Source organism: Peribacillus sp. TH14, assembly GCF_016651145.1.
GTDB classification, from domain to species: Bacteria; Bacillota; Bacilli; order Bacillales; family DSM-1321; genus Peribacillus; species Peribacillus butanolivorans.
The window spans coordinates 65,763-85,834 of sequence record NZ_JAEKEK010000002.1 but is presented as its reverse complement, the minus strand read 5'-3'; the positions used below and the strand labels follow the sequence as shown (position 1 = coordinate 85,834).

The window sequence follows — 20,072 nt, the reverse complement described above, 5'->3', positions numbered from 1 at the left end:
AAGTAGTTGTTTTATTTCAACTATATATTTGGCGGTAATTTGACGTTATCGGTTATTTGACTTCTTTTATCACAAGATAATTATCCGCAAGTTACCGCTAAGCCATTCCACGTTATTGCTATTTATCGTCAAATTAACGTTATCGGTTATTTAACGTTGGAGGTATAGGGAGAAATCCCTTCATATAAGCCATACTAAACTAGATTAGACTAGTTTAGTATTAAATTAATCATCCGTTAGATTAGCGTTATCAGTTATTTAACGCAAGAAATGTAGAAGAAACTCACTGAAAATCTAAACTAGATTAGACTAGATTGTTTATTATTGTACTTTCGGATTAATCTAGACTAGATTAAAATAGATCGAATTCGTTCATTATTTCTATTAAAGCAAACAAACCTAGTTGATTAGTCTTTATCTAGTAGGTAAACTATAGATACAGATAAATTGACGCTTAGCGATAGGTAGATAAAAATAAGCTATAGTTAAACTAGCGTTAAGAGGAGGGTTATCGTGACAAACAGAGTCCAGGCCAATAAAGATTTCATTACAGAAGCACTTCGTGATGATGCTTTATTCACTTCGTTGGTACTTGATAAGGAATACAGTGCCAAACTATTTAATGAAGATATACTAGAGTTGGATCCGAATGCCATGTATTCAACCACCGATTGTTCCGATAAAATCTTTAATATCGCTAATTCGACGTTAAGGTATTACGTTAGGATGCTAGAGGGATACTTAGAGATTTATGTAGAAGGTAGAAAGAAGCGATTGCCATTTCTCACAGTTTTTAAAATCTATATGACTTTACTGGCGATTGAGAGGGGAGAAACAATCTCCGATATTCAAGTTAAGTTATCGCTAAAATCGATTCCTCAACAAAATGGCGGAAAAGCAAAAGGAAGTAAATATAATGAGGATACCTTAGATCAATTATTCTCGGAATTTGATAGAAGGCAGAATGTAATGATGAGAACCTTCACGCTACAAAACACGATCAATCTACTTGAAGTGGAGTTGCTGAGAAGGAGAACTGGAATAGCTGATAAACAAAGACAAATTGAAGTTATCGAAGAAAAGATTAAAAATCATCGGTTAAATCGAAAAATGGATCGACAAGCAGCGAATGTATTACGAAAAAGTTTGGAGCAAAAGAAAAATACAGGGTTTTTCTCTTTCTTTGCAAAAAAAAATACAGAAGATACTCTGAATTTAGAATCTGACATACTAGTGGATGAAAGGGATATCAAAGCTGACCATATAGAAGTGGAGTTCATTGAAGAAATTAATACAATAAGAAAGAAGATTAATCAAATGGAAGAAGAATCACTTGCTTTAGAAAAAAGGTTAAAATCTGAAACAGCACTTTTAACAAATGAAAGGGAAGTATTAGAACAAACTATGGAAGATTAATAGTTCTTTTTCATTTGTTTTTGGTCTAGGGTGTAAGAAGAAAAATTGCATTCCCCCAAACTCTTATATGTAGTGCGCTTTCTGGAAGATGGACATTTCATTTTCTAGATTAAATTAGGAATAAGGGTGTCCTTTGGTTTTATGAAGTTCAAAGATGGACTATAGCTTCTCTATGAGCTCTCTAGAGCTTTATAGCAAGTAAAAGGGGAAAGGGGGGCCTTGCCCCTTAATTAAATACGTTGAATGCAGGAAAAGGATATAAGTTTAGGCCACCGTCTTGGGTGGTCTAATTTTTTTACAAAGTATTTTCTTTTTTAAGGTATTACTTGCAGAAATTTTTGGTGAAAAGCGATTTGTCAAAGGTGTTATAGAATGTCTGCTCATTTCACTTGTGCTGAATTTTCATAGTTGCCGTTTTAAGCTCGCCCCAATTAATTGCTTCTGGTGATTGTATAAAATTTATAATAAATGAACCTTAATCTAACTAATATGGTTGATTAATCTTTTCATTAGTTTTCAATATGTAATTTTTGAATGTCACATTGTTTTATAGCGAGTGTATTTTCTTAATAATCTAATAGTTTAAATTCTGTTTGAAGTGATTTATTTCGTAAATAAACAAATTTAATAAAAAAGCATATTTAATAAGAGAATACAGATTTAATAAAAGAAACAGAAGTAATAGGCATTTTTCAATTGTTAGGTATATCCCTTGAGGGACAAGGGTTCTAGCCATTTATAAGAGTCGTTTTAACAGAGTTTCCACTTTCCCACATATAGTATGTAATAGAAGTCACATATACACAGGGCTTTTTTTTTACTATTTACATATTCACAGGATGGTATTTTTAATATCCACTATTACACAAGGCTACATTCGGAAACTATTAGACGTAAAAAAAAATCCTTCTCAGAAAATCTGCCAGAAACCGTGACAGAAGAGTGAAGGAAAGACTTTTGTTAGAAGGGAATACTTCAATATTTTTTTTGAGTATATTCGAATAGCCCTGTGAATGTCTTATTTTTTCACAAGGCTGGGTTAAGCTATTAAATTACACCGTGTAGCTCTGGTGCTTGGCCGGTTTTGGTGTATTCTCTGATTTTGGCTTCATGGATTAATTCATAAGGAATCTTTTTTAAGGCCCCAGGAAGATACTTTCTAAAGGCCATTCTGAAAAAGGCGCCAATCGAGTAGAAATGGAAAGAACCTTTTCGTTGTTTTTCTGTATGTATATGAATTCCTATCTGATCCATTGTTTGTAAAAAGAAGTTTTTCATGAATCGATCACGTATGGTGAAGCTTTCATAGTCCTCATCCATAAGATAGTTCAGTTTATTCATTACTTCCTGCTTAAAGGAAATCATGACATCGATTTGGTCTCTTGGTTTAAATTTAATTTGATGTCCATCAAAGAAGTAGGTGAGCTCTTTTGATAGTTTTGCCATGAGTGAGTTGACATTGAATTCATCCGTGTTTTCTTCCACACATTCCGGCTTCAAGGAAAAGAAGGCTTTTTTAATCCATATTTGCTTGCCGCGAACCTCTATCCCTGTGAATTCGATGGAAAAAAGAGCTTCTAAAACGCTTAAAGTTTTACGAACCCCTTTTGCATTTTTGTTTAGTTGAAGTTTAAGTGTCTTCATTGTCCGTTCTTGTGTTATTTTCTCCATTTCACCTGTCTTGCTGAAAGACAGACCAGTCCGAAACTGGTTAAGTAAGGATAAGAGAAGTTCGATACCCTCCGGGTTCGAGGTACGTACGAATTCTGCTAAAATATTCGTTTCAAAAAGGGCATGCGGTATGATTAGGTAGTTAAGAGATACACCATTAAGTTCAGGTGTATTATACTTATCAACATCTTTTAACACGATAACAGGTAACCCCTCGTGGATTTCCTCTTTTACAAAATGATGATCTTCTAAAAACTTTTTTCCTCCCCAAAGGGTAGAATAAGAGATTCCAAGTTTCTTTGCCCAGTAAGAAAGATTATATTCCTTAAGCATGCCTCGTTGATTTTGTTCTACTTGTAATTGGTTTAACATGGTCATATATACGACATAGGCAGAGGCAGGAGGGCGCTCAAATGACTGATCACGAAGAAAATGGAATTCTTTTAAGATGGCGTGATGCATTCTAAAACCATCGATTCTTATTCTGGATTCTTTCATTTTAGGCCCTCCTCTCGTCTATTTTTCTAGTTTGAATTATAGCAGAATGGAAAAACAGGAAATGGTGTCCTTTATTAAGGGATTTTCAAAGTTGCACAACGTGTGCTCATCCCTTGGGGGGCAAGGGATTGAAAAAAACTCTAAATATTTTTGTGTGAAAGGAAACGTCATTTTTTCACACGATTTGTGCATATTGTGAAAGGAAACGTCATGAATTGATAGATAAGCAAATTAGGATAAACGTTGATATATCAGTGTTTTCATAAAATAGTCCATCCATAAATGGGCAAGAATAAAAAAACTTGCACAGAAATGTGTGCAAGTTTGTGTGAGAGCAAACGTCATTTTTCTTCATTTTAGAACAAAAAGAGATAAATTTAGGCACTATTTTGTGTGGGCTCCTAATTTTTGCTGAAATTTTGTTGATGATTTAGAGGTGTAAAAGGTTGGTTGATTAAAAAATTTTAAAAAATCTTAGATTAAATATAGGGGGTTGTGCACATTGTGAAAGGAAACGTCAAACAAGAAAAAGTTGCACAGCTTATTATGGATGAGTGAGATGTGCAAGAAGGCATCGAGCTTATGGGAAGTTGTTAATGGGAGATAAAACCTGCATTCCATTATCATTGTGCACATTGTGAGAGCAAACGTCCAATGAAGGAAAAGTTGCAATCCCATATAATGGTGTGCATATTGTGAAAGGAAACGTCATTCTTTAATAATTAAGAGGTTGAGAGAATCACTGATATATCAACATTCTAATGAAAAAAGCCGTCTATAATCGAACAAAAATCGTAAAACTTGCACAAAAACGTGTGCAAGGAAACGTCATTTCCCTTCATATTTGAACAGAAGGAGATTACTTTAAGCAAGGTTTTTGGTAAAGAACCTTCATTTTAAAAGAAGTTTTATATTAAAAGGCTTGTGCACATTGTGAGAGGAAACGTCAAATAAAAGAAAAGTTGCAATTTTATTGATTGGTAGTGAAAGGAAGCGTCAAGCTTCTTTAAAAACGTAACATTGTAAAAATAATCCGCTGTCAAGCTCTATTCTGGAATCTAAATCTAAACAATAGAGTGAGTCTACTAATAATGAATCAAAAGGAGAGCAGCCATCCGGCTGCTTTTTTGATTTATTTTTCCCATTTGCCTTCCGAATCGTAAAACAGCGCAAGCCTTCTAACCTTCCAGCCGGCAGGACACCCGAACCTTTCCGGCAGGAAGCCAAGGAGGCAGCCAATCGGTCAAGGGGCACAAAACTTTTTTATTACGGAAGCTAGCGCAACATAAAAAACTTAGCGCTCAGATCGCCCTGGACCGATTGGCTATGCGTGTTTTTCGTTCTACTTGCAAAAGGGGAAAAATAATCCCCCTTTGGGGAACAGATGCGCTTCGCAAGTCAAAAGGGAAAATAACAACCAAGAACCCCAAAACCATTAAACTAAAAAAAACTTGAAGGAGTGTTGGAAAAATGGAATTGACCCCAATTTTCGAAGTGGTCCGCATCAGGCAGGAAATCAAGGGAATTTCAGACCCGTTCACGACCTACCAAATTGCTTCGCCCTATGATGCCCAGGAATTAGCCGCTTCGCATATCGCCAATGAGGACAGGGAGGTTTTCCTCGTTATAATGCTCAACACCAATAACCAGGTGGTCGGACTTCATCGGGCGCATACGGGAAGCCTGAACGCAAGCATCGTCCATCCGAGGGAAGTGCTGAAATGCGCCATTCTGAACAATGCGGCTTCCATTATTGTCAGCCATCAGCATCCTTCTGGGGACCCGACGCCGAGCAGGGAAGATGTGGAGGTGACCAAACGATTGGCTGAGGCCGGGAAAATTATTGGAATTGAAGTCCTTGATCATGTGATTGTGACCCACACCGGAAATCATGTCAGCTTAAAAGAAAAAGGCTATTTATAAAAGAGGACAAGCAAAGGAGATTGCCCCCTTTGCTTGATAGGGAGCATTATAAAGCTATTACCCGTTAAATGGTTGACCGGTAATGGCTTGCGCAAGGAAGAAAAAACATCCGTTTTTCTTGATTAAAGCAGGCATCGAGCCTGCATGGTGGTTGCTGATGCAACCTTTTTAACAGTTTTGAATGATCAAAAAAGTCATTAGATCATGAAAATGCACCCTAGGTTTTACCTACGGCTATAGAACAAGCCCCATCGTGAGGTGAAAATCGAAGGAATCCGGAGATGAGTAAATAAAAGAGTTAAAGAACAAAAGGGAAGTATATCGCAAGTGAACAGAGAAGCAGTGTGATGTGCACATTGTGAAAGCAAACGTCAAAATAAAAAAAGTTGCACGTTTAAACCGTGTGTTGACAAAAGCAACAATACTCACTCATAATTACCATATTACTAGATTAGAAGGGGAACACATATGGATTTTTTAGTAGGAGTTAAAGAGGTGGGGGAAATTCTAGGATGGGATCGGAGAAAGGTTTCCACCTATCAACTGCGTGGCGTGCTTCCTAAACCAGTGGTCCAATTATACAGTGGTCCCATATGGTTTCGAAAACAAATCGAATTTTATAAGGCTGGGAAAGATTTTGGTCTCAGGACTTATTATATAAAAGGTGAGATGGTCTATGAATGTACGCATAATCAACCATTCAAAGATACCATCTATTCCCCTAAGGACATCAAAGAACAGATGGGAAATTACATACTTTATCAGGAAAAAGACATCCAACAGTTGAAAAATGCCATCCTAGAAAAAAATCCGATCGTTCAGTTCCTTTCTTTTGAGTCCGTTAGCTTTCTGCACGATTTGGGTATATTGGAAACCGTTGTTTTTCAAGATTATATCCAACAGTACTCATTTGAAGACATAGAGTCGACAAAAGAAGGGCGGGTTAAAGAATAATGTTACAACCCCTGCAAACGAAATTTTTGAATGTCATGAAAACGATTTTTCCAGATTATCCTCAACTCTTTGTCGAATGGAATATGGATATCAACCATCTTATGTCAGGTCAAGATGATTACCAGCCTAGCCAAACATTAAAAGCATTTTTTGTGATTTTGGATAGCTTGGTGAAAGATTATGGATTGAAATTTGAGGAAATGGAACAATGGGTTGATGATTACATAGAAGAAATTAGAAATTTTGTCCTTCCATACATACAGACTGCAGGAGAAGAGAATTCATCCTATTCCCCAAAGTCTAACAACAGGGAAGTGATAAATGCTTTGTTGAATCAAAATTTTGCCGAGTCCGGTTCGGCCTTATTATTTCATAAATTAAGGGAGACCATCAGTAAAAATGAATTCGACATTGCGACTGAGATTCCTACTGCAAGGATTGCGGAAAGGGCGATAGAGGCGACGGCTCAAGTGAGGGCAGAAAATGATTATCTGATGATGAAATCGAATGTAGCCATCGAACAATGGAAAAATCTCACCTCTCAAGCCATCACGTCGATGGATGACTTAACCGCAGACATTTTTGATATCGTCTCGATTCTTTGGATGCAACAGGCTACTCATAAGGACCAAATGATTCATTTCCATACGGATGATGCTTTGAATCTAAGGAGATTGCAAGGACGGAAGGAAGATTTAGACGGCTATCAAATGTCTTATCGGAAAAAAGAACGCGATGATATCATGAAAAGGTTGGCTGCTCTCACAACGATATGGATCAGAATTGAAAAAGAGAATTTGAGGTTCATCAATGAGGATCAGGGAGATTTTGAAGAAATTGGACAAGTGCAGTTTAATCCCTTGTTTTTGGTGGATAGCGTGACGGTAGCCTACCGGGGGGATAACCCGATTGGTATTTATGAATGCAGCATTCGTCCAGGGGAATTGCTTGCCAACTTCTTGTACGGTTCCCAAAGGAGCAGTGGGCTGCTTGCATTGAAGACACTCGAATACCATCCGATTAAGCAAAAGTACCATAAACGGTTGTCCAGGTACTTGTCCTGGCAGTGGAGGATTCGCCAGAAGAGTGCGGACTATCTCAGGGCTTATCATATCGGGGGAGACAAAGGGCTTTTAAAAGTCATGGATTTGGACGTGAATCCGCGATATGGTTCAAGGATTAGAGAACAATTTGAAGAAATATTGGATACCCTGCAGCAGGATGGAATCATTAAAGGGTGGAGCTATAAGGAAAAAAACCTTGAGAAGCAAATAGAGCAGGAGAGAAATTGGTTCGCAAACACCTGGTTGAAGGCACGTGTCCAAATCATCCCACCTACTGAAATCACGGGAATGGGAGATGATCAGGACTTATTATTGATTGAGGATCAGGACTATGACACAGAGAATTTTCTAACTATGTTGAAGGGTATGACGGACAAGGAGACTGGTGCAACCAGGGAAATGGTTGAAGAAAAGCAGGTTTCTCCTGAAACGATTAATAATGAAAGAACGAATCGGGGATTAAGCATTTTAGAGGCAGCTAAGGAAATGGGAATCTCCCATAGTACCTTGTCCCGGTATGAAAGGAATCTAATTAAACGCCCGTATACAGTCAGCTTAGAAAAAATGAAAGAGTGGTTAAATGCAAAATAAGCATCTATACGGTGCTTATTTTTTTTGAAGATATTCCAACAAACAAATCATGCGGGAGCATCATCTAAATAATTAAACATAAATGCATCCTAGTTGCACTGACATAAATATTGTAGGGTGTATGAATGATCAGTTATTTCGAGAAGCAAAAGAACGTTTATAGCAAAAATGATTGAGGACATTAAAATTTTTGTGATTGAAATGAAGTAGAGAGCAAGGATCGCTGGTAGTATGCTATTGGTGACTAAGTTACCTTGCTCGAAATATAATATTCCCTCAAAGGGCTTATGTTACATATCAGACAAAAACTGTGAGTGTTACAGTCCGAAAAAAAGTAACTATCCACTGGCCAAGTCAAATGTTGCTACAAAAAATAAAAATAGATAGGACTTGTCCCGCAGTTTAGTAAGCCAATTCGATATCCGATTATTTTGGAGTAATTATTGATGAAAATATTGTTGGATGAATAATCCATGGATGGTATGCAATAGAAGAGAGATGTTGTTGGTTAACGAAGGGTAGCGATAGTTGAACAACGAAAAGTATAGGTAATGAGCTTGGAGAAACTTCTACAAGCTCATTATTTATGCAAATTGTATTGTGTATGCATAGGTTCATATTTTGAGATTTAGCCTGAGATTAATGGACTTTCCCCTTCAAATGTGTTCCTTAGCCTTTCGTATATTCTATTCGATTTCATCATCAAGCAGGCGCAGGATATTTTCTACGACACCCGCATGATTACCTTTTCGAAATTTATCAATAAAGTCTATATAAAGAAGCTCAAATACTTTTTCTAGTGTATAGCCATGTTCAGGCTGAACTTCCTCCATATCGGCAAGCAACACCTCTCCACGTAAGGCGAATTTCCTTCTCATGCGTAAATTTAAAGTTTTTATTTCTTGGTTCTTTTCTTTATGGATTAATTTAAAAGCAGATTCCCCATACTTTTCAAGTCTTGAATCTTTATCAGCATACTGATCCAATGAGGTGAGCAATCGGAATATGGCCTTTGAGTCTGGATTCTTTTTCGCAAAAAGTAAGAAGTCATTATATAAAAGATTCATCAAGTCGTTTTGTTCGAAATGCAGGTCTGATAGGTCTTGAATATCTTCACAGAAAACTTCTGCTCTTAGAAATAGATTCAAGGGGACGTCTATACTCAGTAAGACGGTTGAAGATTTATTTACTTTATGGAGAAGCTTTCCGATAAAGTTTGATGATCCAATCAAAGATAGTTCTTCATCTATAAGATTGGCTTGGCTATATTTCCCCATCGGTTACGCCCCCTAGTTGTCTTTTTTTGTATGCTTCTACAAATATTCGATGAGCTGCTTTTCGAACGCTACATTTCCAAATGGCCGCATAATCGCCTATCTTTTGATAAGTTTCATGATCTACTTTGCAATGAACCGTGTAAGGCTGGTCTGTATAGGTGACGTCAGGGTATACGAGCACCTGTTCGAGTCCAAACAACAGTATTTCCGTGCCCAAGGCTGTTTTAGAGCCATTCCAGTATCGTCGGGATTCCCGTCTTAATATCATGTCCATGGGTTCGTCCACGGGGATTTTTATGTCATGCAGCTTATCCGAACGAACTTTTCTTTTTTGCGGTTCAATCATTTTTTTATTAGAAGAAGAGAGAACCGGATTCAAATGGTTAACCTTTCCCATTTGCTTTTTCCCCTTTCAAAATCGTCTTTTTCTTTGGGTTGGTTGGTCAGTTGGTTACATCGTTACGCTATGCCAAGAGTGGAGGGAGGTATATTTGCTAGGGATTGTGGCAAGGCTTTTTTTAAGTGAGGTGATACGAAATGAGTAAAGATATTTCAAAAGAACTGGCTGAAAAGCTTGCTAATAAGGCATCCACGCTACATTACGTAAAGAGCACAAATGAATCTAAAAAGAAATAATTAGCCCAAAATAATCTTAATTCCACCCTGTTCCGTGATTTTGAATGGGGCTAGATTCTGTTTTTTAATATAGTTTTGATCTGTCCAGCAACCTTCTTCATCCGGCCCCCAATCCGGGCAGGGGAGAGGGACGTCAGCAATTTTATGTTTTTGGAGGATACTTTTATACTCTGTTGAATGTGCGGCGACAAATAAGGCCAAACGGATAATTTGATTACGATCTAGATCGGTCGCTTTATACACATTCTCTATATAATTTTTATAAACGTCTGGGTATCTTACGGTAGGTCTATACACCATTTTCCTTCCTCCTTTTAAAATAGTATATGGACGTCAGCTGGTTAAAATGCCATTTGGTCAAATATCGTTATGTGCAAGATCTGAGTTTGATCACGAAATGACAAAACTAGTTTAGTCTGGTCTGGTTTTTGAAAAATCAAGAATAAACCAAACTAAACTAGATTAGACTAGATTGATTTAATTTAGTTTCTGTCTTATTGTTATTTGAAGCCATTGATCTTTCCTTGTAATAATTAAGAGGCATAGTTAAAAAAGAAAAATTCGTCGGTTTGTTTAACATTAACCACGGCCTGTAAGGCTAACGCCAAACACCAAACACTCTGTAATTTAGTCTCATTTACGGTATATCGGCATCATAGAACGTTCCGAAAATCAGAAGATATTAAAAGACAAAGAGAATAAAAGGCTCAAGGAGAGTCGCATATTCTTATCAAGAATTACTATTTAAAAGTCCATTTAAAAAGGCAAATACATATTAATAATGATTAATATGTATTTGCCTTTTTATTGTAGTGAAACGATTGATAACAATTTCAACATGAAATTTTGCCATCTTTTTACCTTGAATGACAGCCTAGTTAATTCATCAATTGCATTTCTTACTCGATTTAATTTTGTTTGCTCATTCATGATAATTAATTACTGAAGAATATTTAGGTAGCGAAACAGTTGTGTGTGGTTAATTTATGGGGCTTTCTAGAATGGCTTTATCTTATTATTTTTAATGGACTTCTTCATCTATACTTTTTATCTGTCGAATTACATATTCTTTATTTTTATTTTTAAAATCAGCTAATACTTTTAGTAAGTTTTCAGTGTCCTTTAGGGACAAGCTTTCTTCTTCTAAGTACTTTTCCAGAAGTGCTCCTTTTTGAATCAGTCTTCGCGTTCGTTCTCTTCTAGCTTCGTTTGAAACTTTATGTTCTAGAACTCTTTTCTTTTGCTCCAGAACTTTTATTCTGTCCTTCATTTTTTGTAATTCTTCGTTAGGCATATGAATTACCCTTTAGGTGAATTTAGAGAAAAATTCTTCTCATCCTCATTATCCTCTTTTGAAGAAGAGGCTTCACTTAATGATTTCACTTGATTATTAAATGAATCTATTAATCCCTTTGCTTCGTTCACATCTTCCACTTCCCATGAATCCATTAGATATTTCCCAATCTCCCTGTGGGTGTTGTTCAATATCCTCTTCTGTTTTTCTTTCAATCTTTTGATTTGCTCTTCAATACTTAAAATTTGTTCTTTAGTATTCTGTTTTACCAATTGTAACACCTCTTATGGAGAGTTTTTCCTAATTATAACACTTGTCCTATATTATGGAAAGTGATAAAATGATCCCGAAGATAAGATCAAGGGCGCACTTATATACCACTATCGTGGTATTGTGCGTTGGCTCCTTCTTCGAAGAACCAATTTCGTGAAGCGTCTGAAAAATTCGCTTCGCTCATGTTATGAAAAGAAAGTGAGGCGCTTGAACCGTGGCTATCTATCATTTCTCCAATCAGATTATTTCAAGAAAAAAGCAACAAAATACCATTGCTGCAGCTGCATATCGTTCTGGTGAGAGATTGGTAGATGAAAGAACCAATGAGTCCAAGTTTTATAAAAGACAAGTGGAACCGATTACTCATATTCTTGCGCCTAGTCATGCACCTAAATGGGTATATAATCGTCAGCAATTATGGAATGAAGTGGAGAAAGTAGAAAGACAATGGAATGCTCAACTGGCACGTGAAATGAATGTAGCCTTACCAAAGGAATTATCTCATGAAGAGCAAGAACAATTAGCCATTGAATTTTGTAATGAGGTTTTTGTGAAGGATGGCATGGTTGCAGATTTAGCGATCCATAGAGATGATGAAGAAAATCCACACTTTCATATCATGTTAACCATTCGACCTTTTAATGAAGAGGGAACATGGGGAAATAAACAAGTGAAGATGAAAGAAATCATTAATGGAAAACAACAAATAAAAGCCATACATACAACTGATTGGAATACCAAAGAAAAGCTTGTTTACTGGAGAGAGCAGTGGGCGACTTATGCAAATCAATACTTAGAGAAAAATGGTTTTCCTGAAAGGATCACACATTTATCGAATAAAGATCAAGGGCTTGAAACACTCCCGACCATTCATGAAGGAGTTGTTGCAAGGCAGCTGCAAAATGAAGGGAAAGAATCTGAAAGAATTCGAATAAATATGGAGCGTAAAGAGTACAACAAAATCATCATCGAACTGTCAGAAGTGAAGAAAGAAAAACAGGTAAAAGAAAGAACAGAGAAGTTTGTTCGCCGCTTCACTCCTTTAGAGAAAAAACAACTACGTGAGTCAGCCAAATCCTTACGACTTTTTGTCAATTACGAAAACATTAACACTAGAAGGAGCCAGTTAGACAAATGGCATGCGCGACTAGAGTTTAGTCAGGATTCCGTTGATACATTTAAAAAAATGAACCGGATTGAAAGAGAAACAGAAATGTTAGATCAAGCTGAAAATATTTTGGAAAATGAGGCAAATAGGTTTTTAGAAAAGTATTATCCGAATTTTAATATTGAGGATCATTCTAAAGAACAAAAAATTGAGGTTGTTGAAACGACGGTCACGCAGAATAAACGGTTAAGTAGCCATGAAATTGAAAAAGTTATTACCTATTTAGAGAAAAAGCAAATCGAAAAGGACTTATATGTTTTACTGAACAATAGACCACAGTTTGTTCTTTCCATACAAAAAGAAATACAAAGTGCAGAAAAGCAGTTCGAGAATTTGCGTTTGAAAAATGGGGTTAATTTTGCTGATGGATCAACAATCAAAAATGCTTCTGAAAAAGAGTTAGGTCAAATGCAGTTTTTATTAAAACAAAAAGAGAATTTGAACAAATCATTAGGCCTGTTGGGACTACTTTATGACCACCGACTTCAAGCTATGTATCCTAATTGGGTTGGACGTAATTATTTATCGATTGAACAAAAGGAATTCTTTGTCATGGCAGAAGAGTATTATGGGAAAAACATTACGCCTGAGGATTTTTCAAACCCACCAAGAAAATACTCTAAAGATGAACAAATTGAAATTATTTCCTCTTTTTATCAAATTAGTAACGGTCATATTGGCTCATATAAACGAAAACAATCTATTGAGCTCTTAAATAAGAAGTATCCAGATTTCCAAACGGATAATCAATCCTATAAACATATGTTCTATTATGAGTGTATGCGATATTCTGACGAAATTGGCCAAGAACGAATGAATCAACTTCAACGTGCATTTGATGTCCAGTCGGTTGGTAAAGTAGAGGACTCCCAACTTGAGAGTTCCACCACTTTTGGTCCGAAATCAAATCATTATTCAAGTTTCTTGTCTTATGATGGGTCTGACTTCTTTTCTATTCTTGAGAGTGCAATCCGAGAAGCTGATCGAAAATGGAGAGAAGATGAACTTGAACAGAAGAATAAGAACAAGAGGAAAAGACAAAAGGGAATGGAACGCTAGTATTGGGGTTATTTAATGGATGTCGAGCACATTCTAGCGTTCTTGTCGTAGGCTTGCTATCTCAACCTTTTTTGTAGGTGAACAATGAAGCAGATACATTAATTGAAAAGCAGATGGATCACTAACTTGAAGCATTTTTTTGGGTCCTATACTGATTTGGAAGCTACAACATATGGTCCAATGATTATGTAGAACCAATCTGTTTTTGATGAAGATAGAAATCTGAGTCATATAGCCAGGGAAGGCATTTATTGTTCATCCCTTGTGCATGCGGTTAAGAAAGCAGGATTAGAATAAGTTCCATTATCATCTACCATATCGGAAACTTTGCTTGCAGCTGGAAAAGATGCACATCTAAAGGGGGGTATTTTTGAACATTAGGATGAGATCAGATCATATAAAATATTAGATGACTGAAAAAAGTAGATTTCCCATTTATTTCTTAGCTTGGGTAATGTAAAATGTTGGAATTACCCAAGCTATTGCCGTAGAACCACAATAAAGATTTTGATTATTTTAAAATAAACCTCGTCAGAATATATATAATTTCCCTCCCTCACACAGATAAAAGAGGGAGGGCCAAAAGACGACCTTTACCAATCCACCCGCAGCAAACAGTGGATGGTCAGAACATAGAAAAGCGGTTGGTGAAAATACACCTCAAAAACCAGGTGTAGGGAGAAATCAAGAGTAACAAGCAATCGGAAAAGGGCCAATCAATACAGCAACGGGTTTGATTACAGGAAATGCCAACCGATCAGCATCAAGAAATGCAGGAGCTGCCATTGTGGATTTAAAGGATTATAAAAGTGAAAAGGGTGACGGAGCAGGAGGAACAGCGAGGGTGTCTTCTGAAGTCATGCGGTACGAGCCGTTAATCCGGAATATGCGAAACAAAATGGGGTTGGGGAATATGTCGGACTTATCCTGACCATGATCCAACAGGAATCAGGTGGACGTGAATTAGATGTGATGCAATCTTCCGAATCGATCGGGCTCCCACCTGGAACCATTACCGACCCGGAGGATTCCATTCAGATAGGGGTGAAACATTTTGCAGAAGTGATGAAGCAAGTTAAAGGTGATGTAAACCTAGCTTTGCAAAGCTATAACTTTGGGAATGGATTTATTGGATACGCATTGGAGCGTGGAGGCTATTCCAAGGAAGTAGCCATCCAGTTTAGTCATAGTATGGCTGCTAGGGAAGGGTGGAGCCGTTACGGTGATGTGAATTATGTGAACCATGTCATGCAATATTACAACGGTGGAAATGGCAGCGTGGTTGTCATGGGGGACGGTTCGCAATCTTTTGATGTAGAGGAAGTTCATAACATAATAAAACAGTACCTAGGCAGACCGTATGTATGGGGTGGCAGGACACCAGCAGCAGGAGGGTTTGACTGCAGTGGGCTGCTGGAATATGCCTTTACACAGGTCGGCATGGATATGTACGGGACAGCTCAATCGCAGTACAACAAAACAAAGCCGGTTCCGAAGACCAAATAAAACCGGGAGACTTCGTTTTTTTCTCCACATATAAACCCGGTGCTTCTCACGTTGGCATGTATGTGGGGAACGGTCTATTTATCAATGCTAATAGCAGTGGCGGTACTTCTTATTCATCCGTTGAGTAATGGAAAAACTTATATCCCTTCTTAGGCTTTAGACGGATATAGAAAACGGAGGAACAGTGTATGGAGTCATCCCAAAAGAAAAATCTCTTATTTTTAATGATGGTATTCTTCGCTGCTGCATTGGTTATTATGTACATTTTCAGTTTGCGTTCACAGCTGAATGAAGTCAGGACCAACCAGGGCAACTATGAAGAGCAGATTCAATCCCTATCCTCCATACAAAACACGGATCTTTAAAGGTGAATCGCGAGTTTCTTGAACGTTTTTAAGGCATTGATGTGGCAATAGAATATACTGGTTTAGAAGAAAAAATAAAAGTCGCTGACATGGTCTGGACTGGTGAAGGAAGTATTGATTTTCAAACACAATACGGGAAAACTCCATATGGAGTTGCAACTGTGGCCAAGAAATATAATAAACCGGTAATAGCGCTGGCAGGAAGAGTAAGTGGTGATATTGATATACTATATGAAAAAGGGATTGACTCATTATATAGTATACTGCAAGGGGCATCTTCTTTAGAAGAAGCATTAGCTAATGGAAAAGAAAACTTAGAGAAAACGCAGAGAGCATTATAAGGTTTTATGAAGTTATTAAAGTAAAAAAATTAATTGAGTAAACACATAATTTTAAAGACGGTAATCCCGTTTTCGAAGTCTAAAGGAAAGCTGGTATGCGCTACTACCTTGGTCCATATCAAAATGGAATTTACATTCATTAAAAAGATTGTGTGTTTGTAACATTTAAAGCGCTGTGTAAGTCCCTTTTTTTTTGAAGTTTACGACAGGCTACAAAAACAAAAGTAGGTACCTGTTAAAGTAAAGCAAATCATTGTATACTTGTTTAGGAATTTACAAAAAAAGAATAGAATCTTTTCTCGTTTCTTTTTCATTTTTTGTTTCTGAGAAAGGAACCCGCAATTCATTAATAGTAAGGTGGTTGTTATATTTGAAAGATAAGTGTATTGGTATTGATATTGGTGGAACAAGCATAAAATTAGCTTTTTTAAAATTAGATGGAATGATGTTAGCAAAGTGGGAAATACCGACAGATATCTCGTATAACGGTGTAAAAATCGTTGGTGACATTATTGAAACCGTTAACAAAAAAATAGTTGAACTTAATTTTGAGATGGATTCTTTTAATGGGGTAGGTGTCGGTGTTCCAGGATTTGTAGATTCAGTTGCCGGATGTGTAACATATTCCCCTAATATACCTTGGAAAGAAAACTATCCACTGAAAGAGGAATTAGAAGAGGGTTTTAGACTACCAGTGGCCATCGAAAATGATGCTAATTTAGCAGCTATAGGTGAGATGTGGATGGGTGCTGGAAAAGGAAAGAAAAACATTTTAATGGTGACGCTCGGTACCGGAGTAGGTGGGGGAGTCATTGTAGACGGAGAAGTAGTAAGAGGAATTAATGGGATGGGTGGAGAGATCGGACATATATTTTCAAAGGATAATGGAATTATTTGTGGTTGCGGAAAAGTGGGTTGCCTGGAAACAATCGCAAGTGCAACTGGTATGGTAAGATTGGGAAATGAAATGATTGAAAATCACTCCGGTTCTACTGATTTATATGTAATTAAAGAAGATAACGGGAAAATTGAAGCCAAAGATGTATTAAATGCTGCGGAAAGCGGGGACTTTTATGCTCTTAATGTAGTTGATGAAGCAATGAAACATTTAGGAATTGCAATTAGTACCATTATTCATACAAATAATCCTGAAATGGTGATTATTGGCGGAGGGGTTTCGAAAGCAGGAGAATTCTTGCTAGAACAATTGAAAAAGTATTTAAAACAATATACGTTACCTCGGGCCTACCATGCATTAACATTAGAACTTGCGTCGTTAGGAAATGATGCAGGTGTTGTGGGTGGAGCCTATTTATATAAGGGGGTCAACAATAAAGTATTAAATGTATAATCCATTAGGTGGTTATGAATTTGTCAATATATCGCGTCCAAGGAGGATGTTATAATTATTTCATCTGTGCTTGTTAAACAGTAAGAATAATTTTAAAAATCGAAGATTTTATTGATAATAGGTAACGAAAAATTAAATATTTAAAATATTATTGCAATTTAAAATGTAATCGATTACAATATTGGAAGATAGTTTATCTTGAAAGGAATTTAAAATATGATAAGAATTGTTGATGTTGCAAAGGAAGCGAATGTTTCCACAGCAACAGTTTCTAGGGTGATAAGTAAATCCGGTACCGTAAAAAGTGATACAAAAGAAAGAGTCCTGAAAGCGATAGAATTATTAAACTATCAACCTAATGTTCTTGCAAGACAGCTTCGAAGAATGGAAACAAAAACAATCCTTGTTGTTGTTCCAGATATTACGAATACTTTTTTTTCCAAGGTGTTGCGGGGGATAGAATCCGTAGCCATGGAAAGTGGATATCAAGTATTGTTGGGAGATGCTCTCAATAATGTGGATCGTGAAAGTGGATACTTAAATATTCTTCAACAAAAAAAGGCGGACGGAATGATATTGTTAACTGCAAGAATTGATGGACAAGTAGTAGAGGACATTGCAAAACAATTTCCTGTTGTCCTTGCTTGTGAGTATACAGAAGGATTTGAAATTCCAACTGTATCGATTGACAATATTAGCAGTGCCAGAAAAGCAACGGAACATCTGATTAATTTAGACCACAAACGAATTGGTTTTTTATCCGGGCCATTTAATAGCGTGTTAGGTCGCGATCGTTTAAAGGGATATAATCAGGCAATGGCTCAACATAGCTTACCTATACTCTCAACAATGGTACAGGAGGGGGACTTTTCTTATGAAAGTGGTTTTAATTTAACGCTTAAATTATTAGCGAATGAAGTACCCCCGACTGCTATTTTTGCTGCTAATGATGAAATGGCAATCGGGGCGATAAAAGCGATAAAATCCAAAGGATTAAGTGTTCCAGGGGACATATCAGTCGTTGGGTTTGATGATATTAAATTTGCTTCCATTTTTGAGCCGTCATTAACTACGGTTGCTCAACCATCCTTTGATATTGGGAGGATAGCCATGGAATTACTAATTAAAATTATAAGTAAAGTTAATCTAGAGAAAAGCCAATATATTTTAGATGATAAACTGGTTGTTCGGGAATCATGCAAAAGGTTAATATAAAAATTTTTTCTACAATTTGTAATCGATTACAAACCATAAAATGGATAATACATGATACATACCCTCATTACATGTCTTAAGGGGGTTATGTATATCACCTTTGACTGATTTTAAGAAAAAAGAGTCCTTTGAAATGTAAACGATTACACGGATTAAAGGGGGTGATTGATTTCTTTAATACAAGAGGAAAATTGGTTTATTACTTACTAAGCTTAAATAAAGCGTTACATAAAAAATAATGAATGAACCAAATGGGAGGATTAATATGAAAAAGAAATCTTACATATTCTCTGCAATTATCATAAGTAGCGCACTTGCTCTGGCAGCTTGTGGTAACCAAGACGCTTCTACAAAGGAAGGCGGTAAAGACACTACTAAAACAGCAACTATCGCAAGCACTGGTGATTTAATGATAAATCCTAAGGTTTCGGATAAAAAAGTTATGGATAAGGGGCCATATGGTGAGGCAGCAGTTTCGGCTAAAACATTAAAGCTTACTGAAAAAGAAATTGAAAAGATTAAAGCAGGCAAATATAAAGCTGCTATTGTTATGCACTATTCTGGAACAGACTATATGACAGCCCAGGTTAATGCAATGAAAGCATCCTTCAAGAGGATGGGAATCGAAGTAGTTGCAGTGACGGACGCTCAATTCAAAGCAGAAAAACAAGTTTCAGATATTGAAACAGTATTAGCAAAAAAACCAGATGTAATGATTTCTGTTCCAGTAGACCCAGTTTCAACAGCACCGGCGTTTAAAAAGGCAGCCCAACAAGGGGTTAAGCTAGTATTTATGGATGGAGTTGCACAGGGTTTAAAACCAGGGAAGGAATATATCAGTGCCGTGTCTGGTGATAATCGCGGAAACGGTGCTGCCGCAGCTGATATTATGGCTGAAAAACTTGGTAAAAAAGGAAATGTGGGTATTGTTTTCCATGACGCTGATTTCTTTGTAACAAAAAACCGTACGGATGCTTTTGAAGAAACCATGAGAGAAAAGTATCCAAATATTGAAATCGTAGCAAGGGGGGGAATTACCGGGCCAAATGATGGAGAAAAAGTAGCTTCTGCAATGTTAACTAGAAACAAAAATATTAATGGTATCTTCGTGGTGTGGGATGTGCCTGCTGAAGGTGTCGTCGCAGCTGCTCGTACAGCAGGGAAAGATGATTTAGTAGTCACTACAACAGACTTAGGCACAAATGTTGGATTGGAAATTGCCTCTGAAGGTATTGTAAAAGGCCTAGGCGGTCAATTACCTTTTGACCAGGGCGTAGCAGAATCTATTTTAGCAGGATACGCACTACTTGGGAAAGAGGCACCAGCTTATGTCGCTACACCAGCTCTATCTGTAACCAAAGAAAACGTGTTGGATAGCTGGAAGCTAATTTACGGAGTGGATGCCCCGGAGATCATTCAAAATGCAGCTGAATAATATCTACTACTAATTAAACTATTAAATTATATGAA

The 20,072-nt window shown here is 36.9% G+C and carries 17 protein-coding genes and 2 pseudogenes; 12 read left to right on the top strand and 7 right to left on the bottom strand.

The features are described from left to right. The first annotated feature begins 513 nt into the window (after window positions 1–513). The gene (locus JFU50_RS28375; protein ID WP_056520352.1) at window positions 514–1,416 is read left to right on the top strand and encodes a hypothetical protein; all 903 of its coding nucleotides are present in this window, start codon (window positions 514–516) and stop codon (window positions 1,414–1,416) included. Window positions 1,417–2,463: 1,047 nt separating this feature from the next. On the opposite strand, the gene JFU50_RS28370 is transcribed toward JFU50_RS28375, so the two are convergent. Continuing rightward, complete coding sequence (locus JFU50_RS28370; protein ID WP_201225258.1) at window positions 2,464–3,585, bottom strand: hypothetical protein; 1,122 nt, start codon at window positions 3,583–3,585, stop codon at window positions 2,464–2,466. Between the two features lie 996 nt (window positions 3,586–4,581). Beyond that, window positions 4,582–4,824 (bottom strand): hypothetical protein, encoded by a 243-nt coding sequence (locus tag JFU50_RS28365; RefSeq protein WP_201225257.1) that lies wholly within the window; start codon window positions 4,822–4,824, stop codon window positions 4,582–4,584. 231 nt (window positions 4,825–5,055) lie between these two features. Here JFU50_RS28365 and JFU50_RS28360 point away from each other — a divergent pair, with 231 nt between their 5' ends. The 3 genes from JFU50_RS28360 to JFU50_RS28350 all read left to right on the top strand — a co-directional run bounded on the left by JFU50_RS28360 (window position 5,056) and on the right by JFU50_RS28350 (window position 8,117). Continuing rightward, window positions 5,056–5,508, top strand: a complete 453-nt coding sequence (locus JFU50_RS28360) for a RadC family protein (protein WP_201225256.1) — start codon at window positions 5,056–5,058, stop codon at window positions 5,506–5,508. Between the two features lie 468 nt (window positions 5,509–5,976). Next, window positions 5,977–6,462, top strand: a complete 486-nt coding sequence (locus tag JFU50_RS28355; protein WP_201225255.1) for a hypothetical protein — start codon at window positions 5,977–5,979, stop codon at window positions 6,460–6,462. Continuing rightward, complete coding sequence (locus JFU50_RS28350) at window positions 6,462–8,117, top strand: helix-turn-helix domain-containing protein (protein ID WP_207198903.1); 1,656 nt, start codon at window positions 6,462–6,464, stop codon at window positions 8,115–8,117. Before JFU50_RS28355 ends, JFU50_RS28350 begins: the two co-directional genes overlap by 1 nt. Window positions 8,118–8,803: 686 nt before the next feature. Here the strand turns inward: JFU50_RS28350 and JFU50_RS28345 are convergent. The 5 genes from JFU50_RS28345 to JFU50_RS28325 all read right to left on the bottom strand — a co-directional run bounded on the left by JFU50_RS28345 (window position 8,804) and on the right by JFU50_RS28325 (window position 11,596). Further along, window positions 8,804–9,394, bottom strand: a complete 591-nt coding sequence (locus tag JFU50_RS28345; protein WP_056520335.1) for a hypothetical protein — start codon at window positions 9,392–9,394, stop codon at window positions 8,804–8,806. After that, the gene (locus JFU50_RS28340; protein WP_201225253.1) at window positions 9,381–9,791 is read right to left on the bottom strand and encodes a hypothetical protein; all 411 of its coding nucleotides are present in this window, start codon (window positions 9,789–9,791) and stop codon (window positions 9,381–9,383) included. The genes JFU50_RS28345 and JFU50_RS28340 overlap by 14 nt, the downstream gene beginning before the upstream one ends. Before the next feature lie 239 nt (window positions 9,792–10,030). Beyond that, the gene (locus tag JFU50_RS28335; protein ID WP_207198902.1) at window positions 10,031–10,330 is read right to left on the bottom strand and encodes a hypothetical protein; all 300 of its coding nucleotides are present in this window, start codon (window positions 10,328–10,330) and stop codon (window positions 10,031–10,033) included. A 721-nt stretch (window positions 10,331–11,051) separates the two neighbouring features. Beyond that, on the bottom strand, window positions 11,052–11,324 hold the full coding sequence (locus tag JFU50_RS28330; protein WP_242489166.1) for a DUF3847 domain-containing protein: 273 nt from the start codon (window positions 11,322–11,324) through the stop codon (window positions 11,052–11,054). Window positions 11,325–11,329: 5 nt separating this feature from the next. Next, on the bottom strand, window positions 11,330–11,596 hold the full coding sequence (locus tag JFU50_RS28325; RefSeq protein ID WP_201225252.1) for a hypothetical protein: 267 nt from the start codon (window positions 11,594–11,596) through the stop codon (window positions 11,330–11,332). Window positions 11,597–11,811: 215 nt separating this feature from the next. Here JFU50_RS28325 and mobQ point away from each other — a divergent pair, with 215 nt between their 5' ends. The 8 genes and pseudogenes from mobQ to JFU50_RS28280 all read left to right on the top strand — a co-directional run bounded on the left by mobQ (window position 11,812) and on the right by JFU50_RS28280 (window position 20,037). Further along, window positions 11,812–13,824 carry a MobQ family relaxase gene (mobQ, locus tag JFU50_RS31860; RefSeq protein ID WP_201225251.1) on the top strand — a complete coding sequence of 671 codons (2,013 nt, stop codon included), beginning with the start codon at window positions 11,812–11,814 and terminating at the stop codon, window positions 13,822–13,824. A 733-nt stretch (window positions 13,825–14,557) separates the two neighbouring features. After that, window positions 14,558–14,755, top strand: a complete 198-nt coding sequence (locus tag JFU50_RS28315) for a hypothetical protein (RefSeq protein WP_201225250.1) — start codon at window positions 14,558–14,560, stop codon at window positions 14,753–14,755. Between the two features lie 2 nt (window positions 14,756–14,757). After that, window positions 14,758–15,458: pseudogene (locus tag JFU50_RS28310) on the top strand (bifunctional lytic transglycosylase/C40 family peptidase). Between the two features lie 60 nt (window positions 15,459–15,518). Then, on the top strand, window positions 15,519–15,695 hold the full coding sequence (locus tag JFU50_RS28300) for a hypothetical protein (protein WP_201225249.1): 177 nt from the start codon (window positions 15,519–15,521) through the stop codon (window positions 15,693–15,695). Window positions 15,696–15,727: 32 nt separating this feature from the next. Next, window positions 15,728–16,036 (top strand): annotated as a pseudogene (locus JFU50_RS28295) (glycerate kinase); the annotation flags it as partial. A gap of 370 nt (window positions 16,037–16,406) precedes the next feature. After that, a complete protein-coding gene (locus JFU50_RS28290) occupies window positions 16,407–17,387 on the top strand; it encodes an ROK family glucokinase (protein WP_201183686.1) in 981 nt (326 codons plus the stop codon). A gap of 216 nt (window positions 17,388–17,603) precedes the next feature. Continuing rightward, window positions 17,604–18,602, top strand: a complete 999-nt coding sequence (locus JFU50_RS28285; protein WP_201225248.1) for a LacI family DNA-binding transcriptional regulator — start codon at window positions 17,604–17,606, stop codon at window positions 18,600–18,602. Window positions 18,603–18,867: 265 nt separating this feature from the next. Then, window positions 18,868–20,037, top strand: a complete 1,170-nt coding sequence (locus JFU50_RS28280) for a substrate-binding domain-containing protein (RefSeq protein WP_201225247.1) — start codon at window positions 18,868–18,870, stop codon at window positions 20,035–20,037. The last annotated feature ends 35 nt before the right edge of the window (window positions 20,038–20,072 follow it).